Origin of the sequence: Providencia rettgeri (assembly GCF_023205015.1) — a bacterium.
Taxonomy (GTDB): domain Bacteria; phylum Pseudomonadota; class Gammaproteobacteria; order Enterobacterales; family Enterobacteriaceae; genus Providencia; species Providencia rettgeri_E.
Genome location: NZ_CP096258.1, coordinates 280,880 through 306,482, shown reverse-complemented (window position 1 = coordinate 306,482; position 25,603 = coordinate 280,880). Strand labels below are relative to the sequence as shown.

At 39.6% G+C, this 25,603-nt stretch carries 25 protein-coding genes; 21 read left to right on the top strand and 4 right to left on the bottom strand.

Annotation, left to right across the window (positions count from 1 at the left end; translation table 11 throughout):
* Window positions 1-8 precede the first annotated feature (8 nt).
* The 3 genes from fabY to yihX all read right to left on the bottom strand — a co-directional run bounded on the left by fabY (window position 9) and on the right by yihX (window position 2,060).
* On the bottom strand, window positions 9-923 hold the full coding sequence (fabY, locus tag M0M83_RS01365) for a fatty acid biosynthesis protein FabY (RefSeq protein WP_125891723.1): 915 nt from the start codon (window positions 921-923) through the stop codon (window positions 9-11).
* A gap of 23 nt (window positions 924-946) precedes the next feature.
* Window positions 947-1,384, bottom strand: a complete 438-nt coding sequence (gene dtd, locus M0M83_RS01360) for a D-aminoacyl-tRNA deacylase (RefSeq protein WP_248467419.1) — start codon at window positions 1,382-1,384, stop codon at window positions 947-949.
* Between the two features lie 61 nt (window positions 1,385-1,445).
* On the bottom strand, window positions 1,446-2,060 hold the full coding sequence (yihX, locus tag M0M83_RS01355; RefSeq protein ID WP_125891725.1) for a glucose-1-phosphatase: 615 nt from the start codon (window positions 2,058-2,060) through the stop codon (window positions 1,446-1,448).
* Window positions 2,061-2,410: 350 nt separating this feature from the next.
* Here yihX and M0M83_RS01350 point away from each other — a divergent pair, with 350 nt between their 5' ends.
* On the top strand, window positions 2,411-3,013 hold the full coding sequence (locus M0M83_RS01350; protein WP_248467417.1) for a hypothetical protein: 603 nt from the start codon (window positions 2,411-2,413) through the stop codon (window positions 3,011-3,013).
* 82 nt (window positions 3,014-3,095) lie between these two features.
* On the opposite strand, the gene typA is transcribed toward M0M83_RS01350, so the two are convergent.
* Window positions 3,096-4,919 carry a ribosome-dependent GTPase TypA gene (typA, locus tag M0M83_RS01345; RefSeq protein ID WP_125891727.1) on the bottom strand — a complete coding sequence of 608 codons (1,824 nt, stop codon included), beginning with the start codon at window positions 4,917-4,919 and terminating at the stop codon, window positions 3,096-3,098.
* Window positions 4,920-5,352: 433 nt separating this feature from the next.
* On the opposite strand from typA, the gene M0M83_RS01340 reads away from it, so the two are divergent.
* The 20 genes from M0M83_RS01340 (at window position 5,353) to M0M83_RS01245 (ending at window position 25,548) form a co-directional block, all read left to right on the top strand.
* Entirely contained in the window at window positions 5,353-6,177 is an 825-nt protein-coding gene (locus tag M0M83_RS01340; protein ID WP_248467415.1) for a PadR family transcriptional regulator, read from the top strand.
* Window positions 6,178-6,569: 392 nt separating this feature from the next.
* Window positions 6,570-7,979, top strand: coding sequence for a glutamate--ammonia ligase (gene glnA / locus M0M83_RS01335; protein WP_125891728.1), 1,410 nt, complete (start codon window positions 6,570-6,572; stop codon window positions 7,977-7,979).
* A gap of 156 nt (window positions 7,980-8,135) precedes the next feature.
* On the top strand, window positions 8,136-9,185 hold the full coding sequence (gene glnL / locus M0M83_RS01330) for a nitrogen regulation protein NR(II) (RefSeq protein WP_004262719.1): 1,050 nt from the start codon (window positions 8,136-8,138) through the stop codon (window positions 9,183-9,185).
* A 9-nt stretch (window positions 9,186-9,194) separates the two neighbouring features.
* A complete protein-coding gene (glnG, locus tag M0M83_RS01325; protein WP_125891729.1) occupies window positions 9,195-10,667 on the top strand; it encodes a nitrogen regulation protein NR(I) in 1,473 nt (490 codons plus the stop codon).
* A gap of 551 nt (window positions 10,668-11,218) precedes the next feature.
* The gene (locus tag M0M83_RS01320) at window positions 11,219-11,743 is read left to right on the top strand and encodes a fimbrial protein (RefSeq protein WP_125891730.1); all 525 of its coding nucleotides are present in this window, start codon (window positions 11,219-11,221) and stop codon (window positions 11,741-11,743) included.
* A gap of 57 nt (window positions 11,744-11,800) precedes the next feature.
* Window positions 11,801-12,469, top strand: a complete 669-nt coding sequence (locus M0M83_RS01315; protein ID WP_213913544.1) for a fimbrial biogenesis chaperone — start codon at window positions 11,801-11,803, stop codon at window positions 12,467-12,469.
* 25 nt (window positions 12,470-12,494) lie between these two features.
* Window positions 12,495-15,017 carry a fimbria/pilus outer membrane usher protein gene (locus M0M83_RS01310; RefSeq protein ID WP_248467413.1) on the top strand — a complete coding sequence of 841 codons (2,523 nt, stop codon included), beginning with the start codon at window positions 12,495-12,497 and terminating at the stop codon, window positions 15,015-15,017.
* 18 nt (window positions 15,018-15,035) lie between these two features.
* A complete protein-coding gene (locus M0M83_RS01305; RefSeq protein WP_248467410.1) occupies window positions 15,036-16,028 on the top strand; it encodes a fimbrial protein in 993 nt (330 codons plus the stop codon).
* Between the two features lie 9 nt (window positions 16,029-16,037).
* Window positions 16,038-16,553 carry a fimbrial protein gene (locus tag M0M83_RS01300; protein ID WP_213913542.1) on the top strand — a complete coding sequence of 172 codons (516 nt, stop codon included), beginning with the start codon at window positions 16,038-16,040 and terminating at the stop codon, window positions 16,551-16,553.
* Window positions 16,554-16,568: 15 nt separating this feature from the next.
* Window positions 16,569-17,066 carry a fimbrial protein gene (locus M0M83_RS01295; protein ID WP_125891735.1) on the top strand — a complete coding sequence of 166 codons (498 nt, stop codon included), beginning with the start codon at window positions 16,569-16,571 and terminating at the stop codon, window positions 17,064-17,066.
* 161 nt (window positions 17,067-17,227) lie between these two features.
* Window positions 17,228-17,506, top strand: a complete 279-nt coding sequence (locus tag M0M83_RS01290) for a helix-turn-helix domain-containing protein (protein ID WP_213913541.1) — start codon at window positions 17,228-17,230, stop codon at window positions 17,504-17,506.
* A gap of 31 nt (window positions 17,507-17,537) precedes the next feature.
* Window positions 17,538-17,873 carry a helix-turn-helix domain-containing protein gene (locus tag M0M83_RS01285; RefSeq protein WP_248467408.1) on the top strand — a complete coding sequence of 112 codons (336 nt, stop codon included), beginning with the start codon at window positions 17,538-17,540 and terminating at the stop codon, window positions 17,871-17,873.
* A 556-nt stretch (window positions 17,874-18,429) separates the two neighbouring features.
* Window positions 18,430-18,954, top strand: coding sequence for a fimbrial protein (locus M0M83_RS01280; protein WP_213913540.1), 525 nt, complete (start codon window positions 18,430-18,432; stop codon window positions 18,952-18,954).
* Between the two features lie 59 nt (window positions 18,955-19,013).
* On the top strand, window positions 19,014-19,682 hold the full coding sequence (locus M0M83_RS01275; protein ID WP_213913539.1) for a fimbrial biogenesis chaperone: 669 nt from the start codon (window positions 19,014-19,016) through the stop codon (window positions 19,680-19,682).
* A gap of 26 nt (window positions 19,683-19,708) precedes the next feature.
* A complete protein-coding gene (locus tag M0M83_RS01270) occupies window positions 19,709-22,219 on the top strand; it encodes a fimbria/pilus outer membrane usher protein (RefSeq protein ID WP_248467406.1) in 2,511 nt (836 codons plus the stop codon).
* A gap of 91 nt (window positions 22,220-22,310) precedes the next feature.
* On the top strand, window positions 22,311-23,192 hold the full coding sequence (locus M0M83_RS01265) for a fimbrial protein (protein ID WP_319862877.1): 882 nt from the start codon (window positions 22,311-22,313) through the stop codon (window positions 23,190-23,192).
* Between the two features lie 9 nt (window positions 23,193-23,201).
* Entirely contained in the window at window positions 23,202-23,717 is a 516-nt protein-coding gene (locus M0M83_RS01260) for a fimbrial protein (protein ID WP_125891741.1), read from the top strand.
* Between the two features lie 13 nt (window positions 23,718-23,730).
* Window positions 23,731-24,228, top strand: a complete 498-nt coding sequence (locus M0M83_RS01255) for a fimbrial protein (RefSeq protein WP_248467404.1) — start codon at window positions 23,731-23,733, stop codon at window positions 24,226-24,228.
* A 40-nt stretch (window positions 24,229-24,268) separates the two neighbouring features.
* Complete coding sequence (locus M0M83_RS01250; RefSeq protein WP_125891742.1) at window positions 24,269-24,565, top strand: helix-turn-helix domain-containing protein; 297 nt, start codon at window positions 24,269-24,271, stop codon at window positions 24,563-24,565.
* Window positions 24,562-25,548, top strand: a complete 987-nt coding sequence (locus M0M83_RS01245) for a fimbrial protein (RefSeq protein ID WP_213913536.1) — start codon at window positions 24,562-24,564, stop codon at window positions 25,546-25,548. Before M0M83_RS01250 ends, M0M83_RS01245 begins: the two co-directional genes overlap by 4 nt.
* The last annotated feature ends 55 nt before the right edge of the window (window positions 25,549-25,603 follow it).

Genomic DNA, 25,603 nt, shown 5'->3' with positions numbered 1-25,603 from the left:
GAACAACATTACTTTACTGGCGCTACAGGTAGCACCATATAGACACCACTGAATACTGCGCCCACTTTGCCATCAGGGTTACTAACCTCGACTTTCAGCTTTACCCGCGCTTTACTGCCGCGCGCTAAACGGTCAAGGTCACCGCTCATATTTGCTAAGTCCGCTGTCGCTGTCGGCCTGCCGCTTACGGGCTTACCATAACGAATACTGGCATCGACCAACACTATATCGCCACCAAGCTGGTGTTCTTGCATTAACAGCCAAATCAGCCCCCATCCCGTCAAGGTAGCTAATGAAAATTGGCTTCCTGCAAATATCGTTTCATGAGGATTTTGGTTGCCCGCTTCCGGCATGGTGGTAATAAAACGAGTTCCTGTGTATTGGTCAACTCGAACCCCCATTTTCTCACTCAATGGAATGTACTTATACCACGCTTGTTGTAGCTCACCACACCAATCGGGACGATGTAGAATTTGGTCTAGCGTCTCAATGGGTTTAATCATCAAATAGTGGCGTACAGGCGTTTTTAACTGCCCAGCGACTTGGCCACGGTTCTCAAAACCCATTTTGTCGAAAAAGGGGACGGCTTCTTCACGAACGCTCGACACAATGCGTTTTACGCCTTCTTGCCGCGCAACGGATTCGAGAGCCATGATAATTAATTTGCCGAGTCCTTTACCTTGCATGGCAGGGTTAACGGCTAAAAAACGGATAGCCCCCTCATTATCTGCATTGATATATAAGCGGCCAATGGCAAGGATACGGTTTTTATCATCCACAACCATTTGATGGTGTGCGGTTAAATCATATCCATCTTTTTCTGAACCAAGGGGCTGATTAAACGGTTTTCGCAACATTTCCCAGCGAAAATGGTAATAAGTTGCGAATTCAATATCATCTTTCGGTGTACGTAAATGGTACATCGCTTCCCCCTTTAAAAATGGCTTCACACTTGTAGCCAGAAGGTAACAGGGCCATCATTGGTTAAATTTACTTGCATATCGGCAGCAAATTCCCCCGTTTGTGTTTCAATCCCTTGTAGCCGGCTTTGTTCAACGAAGTATTGATACAAGGTATCTGCTTTTTCAGGTTCGACTCCCCCTGAAAAACTTGGCCGCATACCTTTTTTGGTGTCAGCAGCTAAAGTAAATTGAGAAACCACCAATAGGCTACCTCCCGCTTGCTGAACGTTGAGATTCATTTTCCCTTGTTCATCGCTAAAAATACGGTAGCCTAATACTTTTTCACACAAACGCTTGGCTTTCTGCTCATCATCATCTTTTTCAACACCAAGTAAAACCAACAACCCAGTATTTATTTGCCCTACTATTTTCTGATCAACAACCACACTCGCTTGAGTGACTCTCTGGATTAATGCAATCATGATGACTCTTTACAAAAAGATGGAGCAACGTTCGCCGTTGCCCCACGATAAAATCAGGATGTTATTCAACTTCAGCACTAAAATCGTAAGTGCGGAAATATTCAGGAATGGTGTCTTTATTCACGACATGAATACTGCGAATACCAAGAGCTTCTGCAGCTTTTATATTTTCCTCGACATCATCAAAGAAAATAGCATCTGCTGCATCAAAATCTTCTGATTGCAGCACATATTTGTAAATTTCAGGATCAGGCTTACGCATGCCTAAATCTTGGGAGAGATATAAAAAATCAGAGGAAGCTGCAATTTCTGGGTAGTGTGCTGGCCAGTAGTCTAGATGTAGACGGTTGGTATTCGATAAAACGACCACTCGGTGCCCTTGTTCACGAAGGCGCTCCATAATATCAATGACTTCAGGTCGTAATGAAATAAAAATAGCGTGCCAGCCTTCAGCAAAATCTTCAAAGCTTAGTGTTATGCCTATTTCTTCACAAAGCAGTTCAGCAAACTCGATGTCTGAAATTTTTCCACACTCATGTAATTGAAAGATATTACCAAAAGTAAAACGTGATTTGATTTCTTCACTTGGTGTACCACTGAGCTCAGACCATTTATCAAATACACGATTAAAGTCGATATCAATAATCACATTACCCATATCGAAGATATACAGCATAAATTTTCCTCATTGTTATTCACTAAATTTACTTTAATCATTATTCATGCAACTGAACAGCCCTAATTAGTGATAATTCACGTTATTTTGTCAATTTATCGATTAAGCAACCCGCACTTAGCTCAATTAACGAGCAGCAAACTGGGCAATTTGTTCCATTAAAGAGAAAATATTTTTTATCCTAAAGGTGCTATTTCACACCACACTATCGGCTTTTGATACTAAATGTTAAGTCCCACCATAGGCTTTTTGCATAATGACTTACACGTAGCAAGTTACACATAAGCAATGTCAGCTGATATCCATGCATTATCAGTAATCAATAAATCTTAAAATATAAAAGTCATACTATGAAAGTAGATAAAACAATCTCTTGGCCGATTGTTATTCTATGGGGAAGCTTATTTTTAATTCCATTATTTAATAATCTCTCCCTGAATTTAAATATCGACCTAGCAACAAAAACTATTGAACATTTTCAATCTATTACTCTAATTTTTTGTGCTTTTTTCACTTGGTTTTATATGAAACCATTACAGCAAAAAAGTCAGGAAATGAAACTATTTTGGTTATGGGCAACTATCTGGTGGGCAACATTATTTGGCAGAGGAACAAATTGGGGACGCGAATTTTTCCCTAATTTAGATCACATCTATTTTAGACTCGTTTCTGTCGTCTTGATTGGCAGTTTAGTTTTGATGCTATTCGCTTCTCCATTAAGAAAAAGTATTGTTTTTCACCTAAAAAATACAGCGATTCCACTTTGGAGCTTACTACTGACCCTTTGTGCTTTTTTGATTTCAGATAGTGTTGAACACCATCGGTTCCTGAGTTCCATTTTTCTACATCATGCTGAGCTACAAAGCCTTATTGAAGAATTGTACGAAATCCCTTTAATTATCGGACTATTTATTTCATCACTGTATTTTATGAAGAAAGACAAGTCGTTATAAACCTTATCAATAAATAAGGCGCCGAAAGGCGCCTTACACACATCACGACAATAATGTAATAAACAATATCACGTAACGATAATTAGTCTTCTTTAGAACGGTTTGCACGACGGCGATCGTTCTCAGTCAAGTGGCGTTTACGCAGACGGATAGACTGCGGAGTCACTTCAACTAACTCGTCATCATCAATGAACTCAAGTGCTTGTTCCAGAGTCATTTTGATTGGTGGTGACAGAGTCGTTGCTTCGTCAGTACCTGACGCACGCATGTTAGTCAGTTTTTTACCTGTTAAGCAGTTAACGGTTAAGTCGTTAGAACGTGAGTGAATACCAATGATTTGGCCTTCATACACTTCAGCACCGTGACCTAAGAACAATTTACCGCGATCTTGCAGGCTGTACAGTGCGTAAGCAACCGCTTTACCTTGACCGTTGGAGATCAGAACGCCGTTTTGACGGCCACCGATTTCACCTGGGCGAACATCGTCGTAATGACTGAATGTTGAGTACAGTAAACCCGTACCTGATGTCATTGTCATGAATTCAGTACGGAAGCCAATCAGACCACGGCTTGGGATCACGTAGTCAAGACGTACGCGGCCTTTACCGTCTGGCATCATGTCGCGCAGGTCACCTTTACGTTCACCTAAAGCTTTCATGATGTCGCCTTGGTGCTGTTCTTCAACGTCTAAAGTCACTTGTTCAAATGGCTCTTGTTTACGGCCATCGATTTCACGAATGATAACTTTTGGACGAGATACGGCTAATTCAAAACCTTCACGACGCATGTTTTCAATCAGAACAGATAAGTGAAGCTCACCACGACCAGAAACGCGGAATGCGTCTGGATCTTGAGTTTCTTCAACGCGCAGTGCAACGTTGTGAACCAGTTCTTTATTCAAGCGGTCAAGGATCTGACGTGAAGTCACGAACTTACCTTCTTTACCGCAGAATGGTGAGGTGTTAACACAATAGAACATGCTAACAGTTGGCTCATCAACCGCTAACGCAGGCAATGCTTCAACGCTACCGACTTGGCAAATGGTGTCCGAAATATTCAGTTCACCTAAACCTGTCAGAGCAACGATATCACCCGCTTCCGCTTGTTGTGAGTCAATACGCTCTAAACCTAAGTGAGTCAGAACTTTACCAATTTTACCGTTGCGAGTCTTACCTTCGCTATCGATAATCGTTACTTGTTGGTTAGGCTTAACAACACCGCGCTTAATACGACCGATACCGATAACACCTAAATAGCTGTTGTAATCCAATTGCGAAACTTGCATTTGGAATGGGCCGTCAATGTCGACTGCCGGAGGCGCAACATGTTCCACAATCGCTTCGTACAGTGGAGTCATGTCTTCAGCCATGTTTTCGTGGTCAAGGCCAGCAATACCGTTTAATGCAGAAGCATACACGATAGGGAAATCGAGTTGCTCATCCGTTGCACCTAAGTTCACGAATAAGTCGAATACTTGGTCAACAACCCAATCAGGACGTGCGCCTGGGCGGTCAACTTTATTGATAACAACAATTGGACGTAAACCGTGGTCGAACGCTTTTTGCGTTACGAAGCGAGTTTGTGGCATTGGGCCGTCCATCGCATCAACAACCAGCAGTACGCAGTCAACCATAGACATAACGCGCTCAACCTCACCACCGAAATCGGCGTGACCTGGGGTGTCTACGATATTAATGTGATAACCATTCCATTGGATAGCGGTATTTTTAGCAAGGATAGTAATACCACGCTCTTTCTCCAAGTCATTGGAGTCCATAACACGCTCATCAACAGTTTCACGTTCACCGAACGTGCCTGATTGCTGCAGTAATTTACCAACCAGTGTGGTCTTGCCATGGTCAACGTGAGCGATGATGGCGATGTTTCTTAAATTTTGAATTGACAAGGATTTTTACCGTTTAATTGACAGGAAAGGAATATGCTTTTTGAGCCGTTATTCACGCCCAAAGCATACTTTCTACGTTAATTTGCTGTTATTTTACACGTTTTTCCGCACAAGTGGAATAAATGTGAAACCCATCACTGTATAAAAAGTTTTTAACGAAAAAACATTCAGTTGCGAGACTGAGCCAAAATACCTAATAAAAATAGGCCTATCAGCACTGTGAAATCACAAAGTGACAGAATAATACGCTAAAAACTTAATATTAGCAGCCCAAAAAAAGAACAAAAAATAGACTTTCTTTCTTAACTGCCAGTTTAAATATCTTTTTGCGTTATTTAGATATATCTAAATTGACTAATTAGATATATCTAAATATAGTAAACCCATAAAATAAATTCGATATATCTAAAGTTACACGCTAAGGAGTAACTATATGCTAATTAAATCTTGTCGTCATGTATATTATGCACACCACGATGAAAATCAACGTGGCCACCACGGTGGATGTTGCCACAATGAAGGCCGTCATGGTCACGGACACAGTGAACGCTGCCACGGCGAAGGCCGTCATGGTCACGGACACAGTGAACGCTGTCACGGCGAAGGCCGTCATGGTCACGGACACAGTGAACGCTGCCACGGCGAAGGCCGTCATGGTCACGGACACGGTGAACGCTGCCACGGCGAAGGCCGTCATGGTCACGGACACGGTGAACGCTGCCACGGCGAAGGCCGCCAAAGAGGCCGCGGAAGAGGCAAAGGCCTGCGTCGTTTATTCGACCATGGCGATCTTCATATAATGGTACTTTCGTTAGTCGCTAAAAAACCAAGCTATGGCTATGAAATTATCAAAGATATTCAAGAAGCCTCAAATGGCTTATATGTGCCTAGTCCCGGTGTTATTTATCCGACTCTAACACTGTTAGAAGAGCAAGGCTTCCTAGAGTCTCAGATTGTTGAGCGCAATCGCAAAAGTTTTACGATCACACCAGAAGGAGCTGCCCATCTCGCTCAAAATAAAGAAATTGAAGCGGTTATTGCTCGCAAACTAGCAAAAGCGCGTGATATGCAACAAGGCGGCAATTTAGCGGAAGACATTGAAATGGCTGTCAGTCGCTTTAAAGCATTATTGCGTCACAAAATGGTTTTAAAACAGCTAAATGAAGAACAGACTCGCCAAATAGCTTCCATTATCAATGATGCAGTAAAACAAATTGAAGAAGTAAATACGTTATTAACCAATAGCGATGAAGATTAATGCCGCTGCTTGAGATTAAATAACCTCATTTCTTTTAGATTTCATCGGCATTGCGCTTTAACAGAGCACAGTGCTGATTTTTTATTTGAAATCCCACCGATGGCCCCCAAATTCACTCAAAGCACCAAATTGGTGCGCGCAAAAGAGCCGATCGCACCAAAACAGTGCACAAAATGCAATATTTGCTTAATAATAAATCTATTCCTCACGTAACAATCAGTATTTACTATAATTAAAAAAGTTGGCACGCTTTTAGCTTATCTATTTATAGAGCGCGTGCTAACTATTTTTATATAACTAATTTTATATAACTAACACGCCAGACAAACAACAGACCGACTATCAAACGATAGCTTGTGATTTGTTGATTAGACCCGACCAGGAGAGCCGAGATGTCCGCTGAACATGTTTTATCGTTAATTAAAGAGCACAATGTTAGATTTATTGATCTGCGTTTTACCGACACTAAAGGTAAAGAGCAACACATCACTATCCCTGCTCATCAAGTTGACGAAGACTTCTTTGAAGAAGGCCAGATGTTTGATGGTTCATCTATTGGTGGCTGGAAAGGCATCAATGAATCAGACATGGTATTAATGCCAGACCCATCAACGGCGATGTTAGACCCATTCTATGCAGATATCACGTTGATCATTCGCTGCGATATTTTAGAACCGGGCACGATGCAAGGTTATGACAGAGACCCACGTTCAATTTCAAAACGTGCGGAAGATTTCCTGCGCTCAAGTGGCATTGCCGATATCGTTCTCTTTGGGCCAGAACCTGAATTTTTCGTTTTTGATGACATTCGTTTTGGCAACAACATGCATGGTAGTTACTACCATATTGATGATATCGAAGCGGCATGGAATACAGGCACCAAGTACGAAGGTGGTAATAAAGGCCATCGCCCTGCAGTAAAAGGCGGTTATTTCCCAGTTCCACCGGTTGATTCATCACAAGACTTGCGTTCAGCTATGTGTACCACGATGGAAGAGATGGGCTTGGTTGTTGAAGCTCACCACCATGAAGTGGCAACCGCTGGCCAGAACGAAGTGGCGACCCGCTTTAATACCATGACCAAAAAAGCGGATGAAACCCAAATTTATAAATATGTTGTTCACAATGTTGCCCATGCCTACGGCAAAACAGCGACCTTTATGCCTAAACCTTTAGTGGGTGATAACGGTTCAGGTATGCACTGCCATATGTCTTTATCTAAAGGTGGCGTTAACCTGTTCGCAGGTGACAAATACGGCGGTTTATCCGAAATGGCGCTGTATTACATCGGTGGAATTATTAAGCATGCACGTGCACTGAACGCATTTACAAACCCAACGACTAACTCATACAAACGCTTAGTTCCTGGCTTTGAAGCACCAGTCATGTTGGCATATTCTGCACGTAACCGTTCTGCTTCGATTCGTATTCCAGTCGTCGCGAGTACCAAAGCACGCCGTATTGAAGTTCGCTTCCCAGACCCAGCTGCTAACCCATATTTAGCGTTTGCAGCCCAGTTAATGGCCGGTCTTGATGGCATCATCAATAAGATCCACCCTGGTGATGCGATGGACAAAAATTTATATGACTTACCACCAGAAGAAGCCAAAGAAATTCCAACTGTTTCAGGCTCTTTAGACGAAGCGTTAGCGGAATTAGATAAAGACCGTGAATTCTTAACCCGTGGTGGTGTATTCACGAATGACGCTATTGATGCGTATATTGAATTAACCCGTGCCGACATCCAACGTGTTCGTATGGCACCACACCCTCTCGAATTTGAAATGTACTACAGTGTGTAACACGCCGTTCCACTGTTAGTCTTTGTTGCCGTGAAGCACTTGCCCCATCTTTTGATGGGGCCTTTTATCTCTAACGTATTTACGCAACAAAAATCAAATATCGGTTGTTTGGTCTATCAGGTATAATGCACCAAAATAGTGCAGGAGCAACATTACATGAAAACCGAACATTTGCCAGCACCGGAACATATTCTCGACTCTCTCATTAATAGCGTGCTAATTTTGGATTACGACTTGGTTATCCATTATGCCAACCATGCTGCACTCCAGATCTTAACCCAAAGCCAGCGCAAGCTATACGGTACACCACTACCTCTACTATTTAGCTATTGTTCGCTCAATGATGAACTCATGCTTAATAGTTTAAAAGACGGTCACAGTTTTACCGAAAATGAAGTTACCTTGGTCTTTAATAACCATTCCCATGTGATGTCGTTCAGCGCACAGCCTTTTTCAGAGCAATTTATTTTAGTTGAGCTTTCACAATTAGATAGCCAGCGACGTCTTAGCCAAGAACTCGCGCAAAATGCCCAACAACTTGCCGCACGCGAATTAATCCGAGGGCTTGCTCACGAAATCAAAAATCCACTCGGGGGTTTGCGAGGCGCTGCGCAATTACTATCTAAAGCGCTCCCTGACCCACAACTAAATGAATATACTCAAGTGATTATCGAGCAGGCCGACCGCCTGCGAGCGCTTGTTGATAGGCTACTTGGCCCACAATACCCGGGGCCGAAAACACAGCAAAGTATCCATCATATTATGGAAAATGTAACGCGCTTGGTGTCATTAGAAAAACCCGATAACGTGACGCTAATTCGAGACTATGACCCGAGTCTGCCTGAATTAGAATATTACCCAGACCAAATCGAGCAGGTACTCCTTAATATCACTCGAAATGCATTGCAAGCTCTCGCTGAAACGGGGGGTTATATCACCTTGCGTACACGAACGGCATTTCAAGTCACGCTGCAAGGTGAGCGTTATCGATTGGCTGCACGTATTGATATTGAAGATAACGGCCCCGGTATTCCCTTGGCAATTCAGGATACATTATTTTATCCCATGGTAAGTGGACGACCAGATGGCACCGGACTTGGCCTATCAATTGCTCGCAGTTTAGTCGACCAACATGCAGGAAAAATCGAATTTACCAGTTGGCCGGGCCACACTGAGTTTTCTATTTATCTACCAATTAAGAAATAGGGGATAACCATGACGCAGGGAAAAATTTGGGTGGTCGATGACGATAGCTCCATCCGTTGGGTACTTGAGCGTGCATTCGATCATGCAAAATTCGCTTGTACCTCCTTTGACAGTGCAGATGCTGTACTCGCTGCATTAGAAAATTCACTCCCTGATGTGTTGTTATCTGATATCCGTATGCCAGGCACAAATGGTATTGAGCTTCTGAATACCATCAAACAATCGCACCCTCTCTTACCGATTATTATCATGACAGCACACTCTGACCTTGATGCTGCCGTAAATGCCTACCAATCAGGCGCCTTTGATTACTTACCAAAACCTTTCGATATTGATGAAACTGTCGCATTAGTCGAGCGCGCTCTGAATCATAGCCGCGAACAAAACCATACTGGCCGTGAAGCTAAACAAGCCGCTCCTGTTGTCTCTTCGACCATGATCGGTGAAGCACCGGCTATGCAAGAGGTTTATCGTATTATTGGCCGTTTATCGCGTTCATCAATTAGCGTGCTTATCAATGGCGAGTCAGGTACAGGGAAAGAGTTAGTTGCCCATGCGCTACATCAGCACAGCCCCCGTGCCGATGCCCCTTTTATTGCATTAAATATGGCCGCTATTCCCAAAGATTTAATTGAATCTGAGTTATTCGGTCACGAAAAAGGGGCATTTACGGGTGCGACTCAAGTACGTCAAGGGAGATTTGAACAAGCTAACCATGGGTCACTGTTTTTAGATGAAATCGGTGATATGCCCCTTGATGTACAAACTCGCTTATTACGCGTTCTGGCGGAAGGCCAATTCTATCGTATTGGCGGTTATACCCCAGTTAATGTGGATGTGCGGATTATTGCAGCGACCCACCAAGATCTCGAAAAACGGGTTAAAGAAGGGCTATTTCGTGAGGATTTATTTCACAGGCTAAACGTGATCCGAGTGCAATTACCCCCATTACGTGAGCGCGTTGAAGATATTCCTCGACTTGCCCACTACTTTTTGCAAAATACCGCCAAAGAGTTAGGAGTAGAAAGTAAGGTACTGCACCCTGATAGCGAAAAAATTCTTCAACGCTATTACTGGTCGGGTAACGTTCGCCAATTGGAAAATGTCTGCCGTTGGCTAACTGTGATGGCGGCAAGCCAAGAAATTTTACCGCAAGACTTACCCGATGATTTGCTTGAAGAGCATCCCCAACCAAATACCGTAGTAAAATCATCCCAAGCCAATCTCATGCCAACACCATCGTTGTCATCGCAAGATCCTATTTCTAACGCCCAGTGGTTTGAATTACTTGAAGAGTGGACTGATAGCGCCTTAATGGATGGAAAGGAAAATCTTTTCGCCCAAACGATGCCATTACTTGAACGCACCATGTTAAATTGTGCGTTGAGATATACAAATGGCCACAAACAAGAAGCCGCCCGTTTATTAGGATGGGGAAGAAATACGTTAACTCGGAAATTAAAAGAGCTTGGGATTGAATAACCGCAAAAATTGACTATCCTATTAAGATAGGCGTGACTTAATTTATTATTTCATGCTTATCTTAACATTCAATAATTCCATACTGACCCACATCAAAAAAAGACATCTAAACGCAAAAAAATAACCATTAGTGATAATTGGGTTCAGATGCTCCCTTTACTACAATACATTTAAGACTATTTATTGTTTCAAAATGAACAATTAAAAAAGTGCCAAATATATTAAATACCACCACAACACATGATGCGTGAAACAATAACAAAAAACACCACGTTAAATCCAATTTAATTATTTAATTTTTATTTTGATCTTCAACAAAAACCCTAAAATCAAAAAAATAACATTTCTTAATATATCCATAAAAAACCTACAACCCATAGTGTGAATATCAAACATAATATATAAAAACCACATCAAAAAAGGAGATTAAGCCCAAATTACTCTCATATTGTTTATTTTTAAAATAAAAGCCAAAATACACACCAGTTGAGTAACTGAATATTTTCACTAACTCAATCTCATCATATAAATATCCTCTTGGAGAGTAATAAATGAAAAAGAATGTCTTTGCCTATTTAATTGCGGCATCGTCTGTTTTTGCCATTAATAATGCATTAGCTGCTGATGGAACTATTGATTTTACCGGTGAAATTACCGACCAAGCTTGTGAATTATCCGCAGGTTCTGATGCACTAAAAGTGAATTTAGGGAAAGTATCAAAAACGGCATTATCAGGTGCGGGAGATACAGCGGCTGCAACGAGATTTACGATCAAATTAATCAACTGCCCTAAAGCCGTAACAACGGCTTCAGTGAAATTTGATGCCGATTCCTATTTAAATGATAGCCAAGTTATCAAATTAAAAGATGAACCCGGTGTTGCTACAGGTGTTGGCATCCAAATTACTGATGACGCTAATGCTGTTGTCCCATTATATACGGCCTCTAAAGCTTATCCATTAAAAGATGGCGTTGTAAATAACTTAGACTTTAAAGCCCATTACATTGCAAAATCCGACGCAGTAACCGTTGGCCCGGCAAATGGTAATGCAACCTTCACTATTAATTATAACTAATTGGCTTTTAGGGTTTAAATGGATTTAAACCCTACTCCCCTATTCAATGGTACTAATATGAAACGCTTAGTTTATTTTTTTATTTCTTCATTCTTATTGATTAATTTAGCCCATGCAGGCGTTATTATTGGCGGGACTCGTGTTATTTATAATGAGGGAAATAAAGACGTCAGTATTAGTGTCGAAAACCCTGATAAAATTCCTTATTTAATTCAATCGTGGATTGACAGTGTTGATGAAAAAAAACAATCTGCATTTACCATTACACCACCACTATTTAGATTAAACGCAGATAAAACCAATGCGTTAAGAATATTTTTAACCGAGAATACCTTACCGAAAGATAAAGAATCATTATTTTGGCTAAATATAAAGACAATCCCGGCAACAGAGCGAACAGAGAATTCATTACAAATTGCCTTTAAAACGCAGATGAAATTAATTTACCGTCCCTCTGCAATTAAAAATGTTGATTTTATTGAAGAGCAAAAGAAATTAACTTGGTCAAAAACAGGCAATAGGATTACGGTAAAAAACCCGACGCCGTATTTTATGAATTTCCAAAGTGTTACCTTTAACGGTAAAAAAGCCAATGACGTCTCTTATGCCGCACCGTTTTCTAGCACTTCTTTTGAGATTAACGATACTGCAAGTCACGGCATTGTGAAATGGGAAGTCATTAATGATTATGGTTCCGCATCTGAACTGAGTGAAGCGAAAATATAGCCCAATATTGATTTAGGTTGTTAAAATGAGAATAAATAAAATATGCTTTAGCCTACTTATTTATTTAGGCTATACGGTACCTTTATATGCTGAAAATGCCATCGACAATAATACGACAGAGGGAAATATCTATTTTGACCCTGATTTCTTAGAGCTACCAAATAAAGACTCTGTTGATTTAAGCCAATTTGAAAATAACCAACAATTGGCCGGTAATTATTACGTTGATATTTATGTCAACACTAACTTAATCGGGGCGAAAAATTTAAAGTTTGATAAAGGCACCGATAATAAATTGGTTCCTTGCTTAACTCTGGATGATTTAAAAAGCTTCGATATTAAAATTGCAGATTATCCTGAGCTACAAAATAGCCAAACAGGCTGTGTTAACTTAGCAATCATTCCAGATGCAACAAGTCAGTTTGAATTTGATTCACAGCGGTTATACCTCAGTATTCCGCAGATCGCGCTGGCGAAAAACCCAAGGGGTTATGTTGACCTTGCGGATATCGACAACGGTATTACTGCCCTATTACTGAATTACAGCTATAGCGGTTCTAAAAATACCGATCGTAAAGGTGGAAAAGACACCACCTCAAACTACGTCAATTTACGCCCCGGCTTAAATATTGGGGCATGGCGTCTGCGCAACTATACCACGTGGTCCAACAGCACAGGGCAGCCCAATAAATGGGATACTGTTTATACTTACGCCTCCCGTGGGATCAACCGCATAAAAAGCCAATTAACCTTGGGAGACAGCGTTTCTCCATCAGAGGTGTTTGACAGTGTGCCATTTCGTGGGGCGCAGCTCGCCACCGATGATGATATGTACCCTGAAAGTCTGCGTGGCTATGCGCCCGTTGTGCGTGGGATAGCCCGCAGCAACGCACAGGTCACCATTCGCCAAAACGGTTACACCATCTACCAAACCGATGTAGCAGCTGGCCCCTTTGAAATCACTGACCTCTACCCAACGGGCAGCAGTGGTGACTTACATGTGACGATAAAAGAATCGAACGGTAGCGAACAGGTGCAAATTGTGCCGTTTGCCTCGCTCCCTGTATTGCAGCGAGAAGGTTATTTATCCTACAGCACCACCGCGGGGGAATATCGCTCCTATGATAGTCATGTAGATAAAACCAAATTTGGCCAGTTCACGTTGGTTTACGGTTTACCCTATGGCATCACCATGTTCGGAGGGAGTCAGTTCAGTGAAAAATACCAATCTTATTCGATAGGTGCTGGGCAAAACATGGGACGTTTTGGCGCGCTTTCTATTGATGTGACCCAATCTCACGCCAAAATGCGTGATGACCGCAAAGAACGTGGGCAGTCTTACCGCTTTAGATATAACAAAAACCTCAATGATATCGGCACCAATATTGCTTTGGCAGGTTACCGCTATTCGACCCAAGGGTATTACAGTTTATCCGAGGTGTTTGATACCTTCCGTGATACCACTTACACTCCTGAAATCGAACGCCGCCGTAATCGCGGTGAAATCACCCTCAGCCAAAACCTAGGGGATACTTACGGTTCTATTTCAATGGGTTATGTTAATGAAGATTATTGGAATAGTGACCGAAAAACCCAGTCTGCAACCCTTGGCTATAACAATAGCTGGCAAGGGGTCAGTTATGGGCTGAATTACACCTATAACAAAAATACCAGCAGCTATTCCCAGAGTGCTGGGGCAAAAAAATACAGTGATGAAGACCACTTATTTACTTTTTCGGTCAATATTCCGTTCAGTTTGTTTGAAGATACCGCCTACATTAACTTTGCCAGTAACCACAGTAGCCGAGACTCCAGTTCGAGTAGCATCGGTGTATCAGCATCTCACCTTAACAACCGTTTAAATTGGAGTATGCAACAGAGTTTAACCAATCAGGGGCAAGGCAGTTCTGGTAATGCGAACTCCACCTATAAAGGCAGGTATGGTGAAGTTTCCGGGGGCGCAAGTTATAGCAAGGATAACTATAACCTGTACTACGGAACTAACGGTAGCCTTGTCGCCCACGCGGGCGGGTTAGTGTTAGGGCAACAACTGGGTGAGACTGCTGCGCTGGTAGAAGTGCCTGATGCAGGGAATGTTCCCATATTAAACCAAGCGGGTGTAGTAACCAATAGCCAAGGTTACGCGTTAGTGCCATACGTGACGGCCTACCGTCAAAATTCCATCGATATTGATACTTCGGCGTTACCTAACAACACGGAAATGGAACTGACTAGCCAGTCGGTCTCCCCAAGCCGTGGTGCGCTAGTGAAATCCAGTTTCACCGCTAATGTCGGTTATCGCGCCATTATGGTATTGAATTTTGCAGATGGGAAGCCAGTTCCATTTGGTGCGCAGGCGATATTTAAAGATAACCCGCAGCTAAATAATCTAGTGGGTAATGATGGCGAAGTTTATTTATCCGGTTTAACTGAGAGTGGGAACTTTATTATTCAATATAACGAGAAACAACAGTGTCAGGTTAATTATAACTTAGCCGGTGTTTCAGATTATATGGGGTTATATAAAACTACTGCGGTATGTCGGTAAATCATAGAGGTAAACATAGTGAATAAGTTAATAAATAAGATATTTTTAATTTCTTGCCTTACACTTTTTTATTCGGATTATTCTTTGGCTGTCTGTCAAAAAAATCCTAGAATTTTATCCAACGTATACGTCCCAGATAGAACGATTTATGTCCAATACGACATGGAAGATGGAATACTAGAAACAATTGATATTCCATTTTTTTCAAGCGATTATAGCTTTACAACAAGTAATAGTGATAAATGTAATCCCGAATTGATTGGTTGGTTGGATTTAGTTTGGGGAACTGGTGTGCATAGGGCAACAACTCGCTATTCGAATCTTGTTCCTGGTGTAGGAGTAAGCCTAGATCTTCATTACTCAAGCCGACAGACAGGAAATGTAGTTTCTCCGGCTTCATTCAGATATCCTATTCCAGAAAGAACCGTCTTTAGTAACATGTCCTGGCGATTATTTATCAAAAAAACTGGAACCATAAACAAATCAGGTAAATTAGAAAGTGGGCGAGTTGGCAGAGTATATCAATGGAATACGCCACCGAATATGACGGCATTCGGGGTCGAAACTGCTGGGCTTCACTTTAAAAACAATTTTAATATCGTTGTGCTAAATTGCAGTCTAAAAAACACCACGTTAAGTATTGACATGAAAGATTGGTATGACACCCAGTTTAAGAATATTGGTGATACAAGCAATGAGGTTGATATTCCAATTGCCTTATCCTGTCTTGCAGGTACAAATCTTAAAGTTACAGTCACATCAAGTGCAATCAAAAATGCAGCCAATGGCCAACTAGATTTAACTGGTGAAAATAAAGCAACTGGGATTGCTTTACAATTATTAAATGATTTTGGAAAACCAATAGAATTAAATAAAAAATGGACACAGCAAGATGGTGTACCACAGGGCGATTATATCTTTAATTGGAAAGCCCGTTATATTAAAACAGCAGACAAAATTACTCCCGGAAGTGCAAATGCCTCAGCCACCGTTAATATTCGTTATGAATAGGATTAAATAATGAAAAATTTAATGCACTCCTTATTGATAATAAATAGCTTGATCTCTAGCTTTTATACATATGCTGAAGATAACGTCATATTAAATTTCACAGGCAATATCAAAGCCGCTACCTGTAATATCTCTGGCGGCAACAATATTGATATTGACTTAAAGCGTTTACCGGTTGATATATTTAATAGCGCGCAGACAGGATCCGACTGGAAAAATTTTGATATTTATTTAAATAACTGCTCTTCATTTGTGAACCAAATTAAACTGACATTTGCAGGCACTGCAGATGCTGCTGACATAAACAGCTTATATAAAAATCTCGGTACTGCACAGAATATCGCTGTGCAATTACAAAGTGGTGATGGTGCCACACCATTAGGTAATCTAAAAATATTACAAGTGCCCTTAAATGGGCAATCTGATATTGCTATCCCATTACGTACCCGTGCATTTAGCGCAGTAGGTAATGTCGTGCCTGGATCTATTTCAGCCAATATCACCGCCACCATCACCTATTTATAAACCGGAGCATATAACATGAAGAAAATGATACTGTTATTCTGTCTTGCTTCCAGTCCCCTATTGGCAGCAGACCCACAAATTAATATCAACGTACATGGCTATGTCGCAGTGATGCCTTGCGAATTAGAAACCATCAATCATGTCATTGACCTAAAAAAAGTGAATGCTTGGAATATTCGAGATACACAAACTTCACCGTGGGTTGATTTCTCAATTAAATTGAAAAATTGCCCTATTGGCACTAAAGAGGCCATTATGGAGATTAAAGGCACACCTGACACAGGCACAACTGACTATTTTATCAACACCGGCTCTGCTAAAAATGTCGCATTAAACTTAGCTCACCATGCAAATAAAACCACGATAAAAAATGGTGAAAAAATTGCAGCGCTGGTCAATGAACAAACCCGCACAATTGACATTCCACTATCAGCGAGAATGGCGGGTTATGGATCAGGAATGACAAGCGGTTCATTTAATAGCCACCTTGATTTTACATTTGTTTATCATTAACAAGGTCTGGCTATTATAGTAACTAATACCCAAATGAAAACTGTATAGCTCGAATACGTATGATTTAAATCAAGATAGAAACCATAGTACCTGATAGATGTATCTTGAAGGTACAAGGCATTTTTTACTTATTAAAAATAAAAAATCAATGAGGTTAAATAATGAGCAATTATTACCCTGTCTCTGCAGTCATTGGTAATAAAATAAAGTCATTGCGTAAAAATAAAGGACTCTCTCTTGTTACTCTCGCTAAAACGGTTGGAATTAGTGAGCAACAACAATTACGTTATGAACGAGGAAATAACCGAATATCGGTAGATAGGCTAAAACAATACTCCAACTATTTTGATATTAACATTAGTTACTTTTTTTCGTTTAGTGAAGATGAAAAAACAAAAATTAAAAATGGTTATGAAATTAAAAAATCATTTTCTTTATAGTATTTTTACTTAATCATTATTGGTTATCAGTATGAAAAAAAACACATCTAGAATTATCGGAGCACGGATCCGCACACTAAGAAAAGACCATAACATGAGTATTCAGCAACTCAGCACATTACTCGGGATAAGTCAGCAGCATCAATCTCGACATGAACTAGGGGAAATACGAATTCACGTTGATACTTTATATTTTATTTCTGAAATACTCGACCTTGATATTCAAGAATTAATTATTGATTTTGCCATTCCAGCACCAGTTAGCACAATAAACAATCAACAGAATAGAAGAAAAATACTCCAAGCAGAAAGCCTATTATCGCCAGAAAAAATTTCAATTTGTACAAATAGTATCAACAAAAAATAATGTTGCATATTTTTAGGTTGTTGCTCTTTATTATCAAAATAAGAGCAACCTTCGCCTATGTAGTCTTAGTTAAACCATCTAAAATTAAGACTACATCTCTAGTGGTACTTAATTAAAAAACAAGACAGAGCACATTTAGACCTACCAAAACCGACAATTACACTATACTTTCGTTTTTCGACAATACAAATAAAACAATCACTACATTTTACCTAACGTGCCAAAGATTGATAATTCCAAATAATCTCTATATGAGAGATAAATTAAATTTATATCCCTCCTTGTAATTATTCTTAGCTTTATATCGTTATTTAACTTTAGTCAAATAATCATTAAAAATTATATTTAACTTAGTTCAATATAGTATATCAACCCCTCTCTCATAATGTGTTAACTCAATTAAAAAAATTAAATACTTTAATATTTAATTATATATTTCCAATTTTAACAAAACTTGTTTATTTTAAAAAATAGTCTCAAAATACTCTTCAGTTGAGTAATTATTGTTTTTATATACTCAATGAAAAATAAATAATTATCTTTTGGAGAAAAACAAATGAAAAAGAACTTACTTGCATCATTAATTGCAGCAACCTCAATCGTTGCTGTTAATAATGCATTAGCGGCGGATGGTACTATCGACTTTACAGGTGAAATCATCGACCAAGCATGCGAATTAGCTGCTGGCTCTGATGCATTAAAAGTAAATCTCGGAAAAGTATCTAAAACCGCATTACCAACTGCAGGAAGCACTGCTGCTGCAACTAAATTTACGATTAAATTAATTAATTGCCCTGCTACCGTAACAACGGCTTCAGTGAAATTTGATGCGGATTCTTATGTTGGTGATGATGAAGTTATTAAATTAAAAGAAGAAACTGGCGTTGCAACTGGCGTTGGTATTCAAATTACTGATGATGAGAATAAAGTCGTGCCATTGTTTACTGCCTCTAAAACTTATCCATTAAAACAAAATGTAGAAAATAATTTAGATTTCAGAGCACGTTATATTGCCAAGTCTAGCGCTGTGACCCCTGGTCCTGCTAATGCGACAGCAACTTTTACAATCAATTATAACTAAATAATAAATAAGGTTTAAAAGGACTTAAGCCTTATCTAATAATAATCAATGGTGGTATTATGAAATCTATTATCTATATTTTTATTTCCTTATTGGCACTAATAAACACTGCGAATGCTGGTGTTATTATTGGTGGAACCCGTGTTATTTATAACGAGGGAAACAAAGATGTCAGCATCAGTGTGGAAAATCCAGATAAAATCCCTTATTTGATTCAATCTTGGATAGATAATATAGATGAAAAAAAACAGTCTGATTTTTCTATCACACCACCATTATTTAGGCTAAATGCAGATAGAACTAATGCACTAAGAATATTTTTAACAGAAAATAAATTACCTAATGATAGAGAGTCATTATTCTGGCTAAATATAAAAACTATTCCAGCAACAGAAAGAACAGAAAACTCATTACAAATTGCCTTTAAAACGCAAATGAAATTAATTTATCGCCCCAAGGGATTAAAAGATGTTGATTTTATTGAAGAGCAAAAAAAATTAGTGTGGTCAAAATCTGGAAATAAAATTACGGTTAAAAACCCAACGCCATATTTTATGAATTTCCAGAGCATCAGTTTTAATGGAACAAAGGCTAATGACGTTTCTTATGCGGCACCTTTCTCAAGTGCGACTTTCGAGGTTAATAACTCAAATAGTAATGGGACAATAAAATGGGAAGTTATTAATGATTATGGTGCAGCGCCAGAAGCACTCGAAAAGAAAATATAAAACTATAAAATAAGTTGGGCTTTATCATGAAAATAAATAAAATATCTCTAGGCCTGCTATTATATTTAGGCTATACCGCATCGCTATATGCTGAAGAAAAAATAGAAAATAATGTCTACTTTGATCCTGACTTTTTAGAGCTACCGAATAAAGATTCGGTTGATTTGTCACAGTTCGAGAATAATGAACAATTAGCGGGTGATTACTATGTTGATATTTATGTCAACACCAACTTAATTGGTGCTAAAAATCTTAAATTTGAAAAAAATAGCCGTAACCAATTAGTTCCGTGTTTATCACTGGCTGATATTAAAGAGTTTGGTATCAAAACAGCCGAATACCCTGAATTACAAACCGCAGGAAGCCACTGTGTAAACCTTGCCGCGATCCCTGATGCCACAAGTAATTTTGAGTTTGATTCTCAACGTTTATATTTAAGCATCCCCCAAATCGCATTGGATAGAAACCCAAGGGGTTACGTTGACTTAGCCAATATCGATAATGGGATCAACGCACTGCTATTAAATTATAGCTATAACGGCTCTAAGAATTACGATCGTAAAAGTAGTGGCTCGGATAACACATCCCATTATGTAAATTTAAGACCTGGCTTAAATATTGGAGCATGGCGGTTACGCAATTACACCACATGGTCAAGTAGTACCGACCAATCCGGTAAATGGGATACCATCTATACCTACGCATCACGCGGTATTAATCGCATCAAAAGTCAGTTGACCTTGGGGGATAGTGTCTCACCTTCGATGGTTTTTGATAGCGTGCCATTTCGGGGTGCCCAACTTGCGACAGATGATGATATGTCCCCTGAGAGTTTACGCGGCTATGCGCCCGTTGTACGTGGGATTGCTCGTAGCAACGCACAGGTGACGATCCGCCAAAATGGTTACATTATCTACCAAACCGAGGTGGCTGCAGGCCCTTTTAAAATCAATGACTTATACCCAACAGGGGGAAGCGGTGATTTGCATGTCACCATCAAAGAATCCAACGGTAGCGAGCAATATCAAATCGTTCCTTTTGCTTCATTACCCGTATTGCAGCGTGAAGGATATTTTTCTTATAGCGTAACGGGCGGGGAATACCGCGCTTATGACAGTAGCATTGATAAAACAAAATTTGGCCAATTTACCTTAATCTATGGTCTACCATATGGTATTACCGCTTATGGTGGTAGCCAAGTGAGTGAGCATTACCAATCTTACTCCATCGGTGCAGGCCAAAACCTTGGGCGATTTGGTGCATTATCCATTGACGTTACTCATGCAAATTCAACGCTAAGTAATGATGTTAAGGAGAAAGGTCAATCATACCGCTTCCGCTATAACAAAAATATCAACGATATTGGTACGAATATCGCATTAGCGGGTTACCGCTATTCCACTAAAGGTTTTTATAGTTTAGCGGAAGTCTTTGATGGTTATAGAAATACAAACTATGCTCCAGAAATTGAACGACGCCGTAATCGCGGTGAAATCACCCTCAGCCAAAACTTAGGGGATAACTTTGGTTCAATCTCTGTCGGCTACATCAATGAAGACTACTGGAATAGTGACCGTAAAACACAATCTGCTACCGTGGGTTACAACAACAGTTGGCAAGGCATCAGTTATAGTTTGAATTATACCTATAACAAAAATACTAATAGCTACTCATATACTTCCGGTAGCCGCACGAAAAGTGAAGATGACCATCAATTAGCGTTTTCGGTCAGTGTGCCATTTACCGTGTTTGATAACACCTTCTATTACAACTTTAACAGTAATAGTAGCAGCAACGGCCCAAGCACAGGCAGTATTGGGCTTTCCGCTTCACAACTCAATAACCGCTTAAATTGGAGCATGCAGCAGGGTTTCACCACTCAAGAACAAGGTACGAGCGGCAATATGAACGCCTCTTATAAAGGCCAATATGGTGAAGTTTCAGGCGGCACTGGCTATAGCAAAGACAACTATAACCTTTATTACGGTGTGAATGGTAGCTTAGTGGCTCACTCTGGCGGCCTTGTACTCGGCCAACAATTAGGGGAAACCGCGGCGATTGTTGAAGTCCCAGATGCAGGCGATGTTCCCATTTTAAACCAAGCTGGGGTTGTTACTAATAACCAAGGTTATGCACTCGTGCCTTATGTCACGGCTTATCGTAAAAATGTGATTGATATTGACACTTCTGAACTACCTGAAAATACGGAAATGGAGTTAACCAGCCAAAGTGTTGCACCAAGCCGTGGTGCTCTGGTGAAAGCTAGCTTTGCGGCGAATGTCGGGTACCGAGCCATCATGATATTAACCTTTGCTGATGGTAACCCCGTACCTTTTGGTGCTCAGGCGATATTTAAAGATAACCCACAGCTAAATAATATAGTGGGTAATGATGGTGAAATTTATTTATCTGGCTTAGCTGAAAATGGCAATTTTATTATTCAATATAACGAGAAACAACAGTGCCAAGTAAATTATAACTTAGCAGGCATATCGAACTATATGGGGTTATATAAAACAACTGCTGTTTGCCGATAATAAGGGGTAAATAATGAAAAATTTTATTTATAGAACAATATTGTCAGTGAGTTGTATATATTTATACTCAGGATATGCTAATGCAGCATGTGTGCAAAATCCTACATGGAGAAATATACAAAAAACAATACCTAATGAAACAATCAACATACAATATGATGACACTAGGTCTTATCAATTAAAATCGATATCTTTACCGATTTATACGGGGACTTATAACCCGACTAATGGTGTTGGTCAAGATTGTGGCGGAAATCAAGTTGGTATTTATCTAGCACCAGTCAGTAATGGTATGGCCGTAAGTGGAATTAATGGTATTGGTGTCAAAGCGAGAATTAATAGCTTTGGATCAAATACCTTCTTTCCTGTCAATGGCCCATATACGGCAACTACATGGACATTCTCGAATCCAGCATGGGATATCCGTATAGAAAAAACGGGGCGCGTTACTTCTGGTGGGATTATTTCAACTCGGCAACTCGCTAGATTTTATCAACAGAATAGAAAGACAGGTACCAATTTTTATATTTCAACTGTTTCTTTTTCCACTAACTATCGAATAAATGTACTCAGTTGCTCACTAAAAAATTCAGTTCCTACCATCAACTTAGGGGATTGGTATGATACCCAATTTCCCTCTGTTGGCAGTACCAGTACAAATATCAATATTCCCATAACATTAAGCTGTATGGCGGGTACTAATATCAAAGCGACGGTCACAAGTTCTAAATATGAAGATACCGCTACAGGAAAATTAGGGCTAACGGGTACTAATACTGCCACTGGCGTGGCAATACAATTGCTGGATAAAAATAATAACCCGATCAAGTTGAACACGTTAAATAGCCTGCAAAATAATGTACCGGCTGGTGATTATATGTTTAATTGGAAAGCTCGCTATATCAAAACGGCCGATAACATCACGCCGGGTACAGCGAATGCCTCCGCGACTGTAAATATTCGCTATGAGTAGGAATAAAAAATGAAAAATATATCTAAAAATTTACTTTTACTTAGTAGCTTAATATTCAGCGGAAATTTATTTGCTGCTAGCACAGTGACATTGAACTTTACCGGAAATATTCGAGCCGCAACTTGCAATATTACCGGTGGGAATAATATTGATATTGACCTAAAAAATATTTCTGCTGATGTATTTCGTAATGCGAGTTCAGGTTCTAATTGGAACACATTTAATATTAGCCTAAATAATTGTTCATCTTTTATTAACCAGGTAAAACTGACGTTTACAGGAACCGCGGATACTGCGGATACTGCAAGCTTATACAAAAACCAAGGTACGGCTAAAAACCTAGCCGTTCAACTACAAAATGGTAATGGAACAACCGCTTTAGGTAACCAAAAAGTATTACAAGTTCCGACAAATGGGCAAGCGAATATTAATATTCCATTACGCACACGTGCTTTTAGCTCATTAGGTAATGCCACTCCGGGAACTATTTCCGCCAACATTACGGCAACAATTACCTATTTATAAAAGAGAAAATAACATGAGACATTTTATTCTATTACTATCACTAATGAGCTGTTCTTTAACTGCATTTGGGCTAACTGCAAATATTAAAGTGCATGGCGTCGTTATTGCTGCACCTTGTGAAGTCGAAAAAAACAACTATTTAATTGATTTGAAAAAAATTAACATTTGGAATATCAAAGATACGCAAAAATCTCCGTGGGTTGATTTTTCCGTGAAGTTAAAAAATTGCCCTGTCGGCACTACCAAAGCTGTAATGAAAATATCAGGTACGCCAGACTCAATAGTCACTGAACATTTTATTAATAATGGTACGGCGAAAAATGTGGCATTAAATTTAGCAAATACTGGTAATAAAACAACAATAAAAAATGGCGATACCATTACCGCAAATGTTAATACTCAAACGCGAAATGTTGAAATTCCATTATCGGCAAGAGTATCTGGTTATGGCAGTGGTATGGTTGCAGGTTCATTTAAAAGCCATTTAGAATTTACATTTACCTATCAGTAATTAATTTTTTGTTGTATCAATTCGAATAGGGGAAAGCGGTATGCCTAATTACTATCCTATATCAAGAATAATTGGAAATAAAATCACCTATTATCGAAAAATGAAAGGAATGACACTAGACAATTTATCTAAAATCATTGGAGTGAGTGAACAACAACAATCCCGCTACGAACGGGGAATTAATCGAATTAATATTGACAGGCTTAATGAATACGCCAGAATATTTAAAATTGATATTATGGATTTTTTTATTTTCAATTCGAGGGAGATTAATGAGATTGAATATGCAGAAGAAAAATATTTAAATAAAAAAGAAAATGTTAAGGATATTTTATGACTAAAAAGAAAATTTTACGGGTAATAATAGGCTCGGTTTTTGCTTATTCTACATATACACAAGCAGCCTGTATTCAAAACCCTAATTTACGGAATGTTGTGGTGAATGTACCTGCAAGAACCTATTCACTGCAATATGATGATACCGGGGCTCGTGATTTAGCCACGATTCAAGTCAATTTTAAAGGCTCACAAGTCAATACATTTTCAGGCCCAAGAAGTAATGGTCAATGTGGTAATGCCTACTTACATGCTGACTATGTCAATGGTTGGGTACCAAACGGCAATAAAATTGCAGCCAGTAATATACCGGGCATCAGCATTCAAGTGAAAGCAACCAATATCGGTTTTTTAAATACACGTTATGGACCACCAACAGCAGCTAATCCAGCCGCTTGGGGGATCCCTAACCCATATTGGACTATCACTATCAAAAAAACAGGGCAAGTCACACAGGGGGGAAATTTAAAGGCAGGGCATGTGGGAAGATTAACACAGCGTAACCCTGCGCCACATAACAGTACGTGGAATTTAACATCGTTGAATATTCCAGCAGGTGCTATCAAAATTAATGTATTAAAGTGCTCAACAAAAGCGACAAGTTACAATGTTAACTTAGGGACTTGGTATGATACTCAGTTTAAAGCTATTGGCTCTACTAGCAATAGTGTCAATATACCCATTACATTAAGCTGCGCTGCAGGCACCAATCTAAAAGTGACAGTTACAAGTAGTGCTGGGTATGTTGATACCAATACAGGGAAGATTAAATTGTCTGGGCAAGGGCAAGCAGCCGGAATCGCCATTCAATTATTAGATAGAAACAGTAACCCAATAAAGCTCAACTCAAAGTTCACTTTACAAAACAATGTTGCAGGTGGCGATTATATTTTTAATTGGAAAGCTCGATATATTAAAACTGCTAATAACATAACCGCAGGAACAGCAAACTCAACAGCGTCGGTTAACATAAGATATGAATAAATAATATTCAATGTTAATTCATAAAAAGATGATAATTTATTTATAACTTGTTTTT